Genomic DNA, 1,516 nt, shown 5'->3' on the forward strand with positions numbered 1-1,516 from the left:
CGGAGGATCTCGGACTGTCCGTAGGCCACGATCCCCGTCTGTCCGGGCCGGTCGTGTGCCGTCAGCCAGGTTGACACCTGCCTCACTCCAGCCGGTTGTCGTGGTGCGCGGTGCAGCACGGTGTTGGTGGTCATGGCCAAGGAAAGTGCCATGACTGCGAGGGCTGCGCTGCAGCGCCGTACGGGGATGCCGACGGCGATCGCGCGGGCCAGGACGAAGACGGTGCCGGGAACGGTCCCGATGAGGTAGTGCAGCCAGTAGCTGCCGCCCGCGGCGACGCCGAACCCCTCCCACACCAGCAGCGTGGCGGCAAGCCAGCCGAGCGGCATGCGCGGGGCGGGTGCACGTGGAGTGCGCCGTAGGAGGGACACGAGGAGCAGCAGCGGCGCGCCGGTCCAGACCCAGGCCACGGCGAGCACACGGGCACGGTGTGCGGTGTGCGGTGAGGCCTGGCTCGAGATGACGTCGGCTGCCTGCATACGGAAGGTGACGACTGCATCCCAGATCCCTGCGGGCTGCGTGCCGTACAGCCAAGCGATACCGAGAACTGCGGCCAGCACTACGAGGGCGCCGCCCACGAACGCGGCACCCTGGCGGGCGGCGTCACGGCGGCTCCCACGAAGGAGCTCCCAGACGAGGAGCGCGGCCGCCACGGCGAAGACATCAAGCAGGCTCTGTTTCACCAGGCCTGCTGCCATGCCCGCAGCACCGGCGGCTGCCCACCACCCCAGCGCGGCACCAGAGCGGCTGGCGCGAACGATGCAGCAGAAGCCGGCGAAGACGAAGGGGACCGCAAGCAGTTCGCCGTTGACCACCGGGCCGTCGAAGAGCGGGGCGTCGAGGAGCAGCAGGGCCGTTGTCGCCGTGAGGACCGGGCCGATCCGGCGCGAGGTCATCAGCCCGCCGAGGCTACCGGCAAGGGCGACCGCAACCATCGCGGCGATGCTGCCCAGGAGCCGCAGGGGCACCGTGCCGCCTGTCAGGGCAGCCATCCGGAACAGGAGGATCAGCAGTGGCGGGCGATCGACCCAGTAGTCGCCGTACAGCGAGGTCCCGTGGTGCCACTGTGCTGCGACGGTGAGGAAGCCGGCTTCGTCGGAGGTCAGCGGGCGGTGCAGGAACGGCACGCGCAGCAACCCGGCGAGGACGACGAGGCCGGCGACGAGCAGATGGCGTCGCAGCCACGCTGCGATCTCAGCCACGCGCCAGCGCGCGATCAGGGCTACGGCTTCTCCGGCGACGCCTGGGCTCATCTTGGAAGCCCCGGCGACCCGCTCGACGAACGTGATGGGCTGTTCGGCCACCCTGAGGCGGGACCGCTCGGCTCGCCAGGTGTTCTCGACCTGGAAGCCATACCCGTCCGCATGGCTGTGCAACACCCCTGCGGTTTGGATGGCGTCTGCGCGCCAGCCGCGGAAGCCTGCGGTGGCGTCTCGGTCAAGTCCCTAGGCGTGGTGTACGAAACGAATCCTCCGTCGGGCGTGTCGCTAGGCGCTGATGGCGACCTCCTCGGTGA

The 1,516-nt window shown here is 70.1% G+C and carries 1 protein-coding gene; it reads right to left on the bottom strand.

Features of this window, described 5'->3' with window-relative positions; translation table 11 throughout:
- Positions 1-1,376, bottom strand: a 1,376-nt coding sequence (locus tag IEX47_RS17820) for a glycosyltransferase family protein (RefSeq protein WP_188785496.1), incomplete at its 3' end; no start/stop codon positions are given.
- Positions 1,377-1,516 lie beyond the last annotated feature (140 nt).

Origin of the sequence: Nocardioides phosphati (assembly GCF_014646375.1) — a bacterium.
Classification (GTDB): domain Bacteria; phylum Actinomycetota; class Actinomycetes; order Propionibacteriales; family Nocardioidaceae; genus Nocardioides; species Nocardioides phosphati.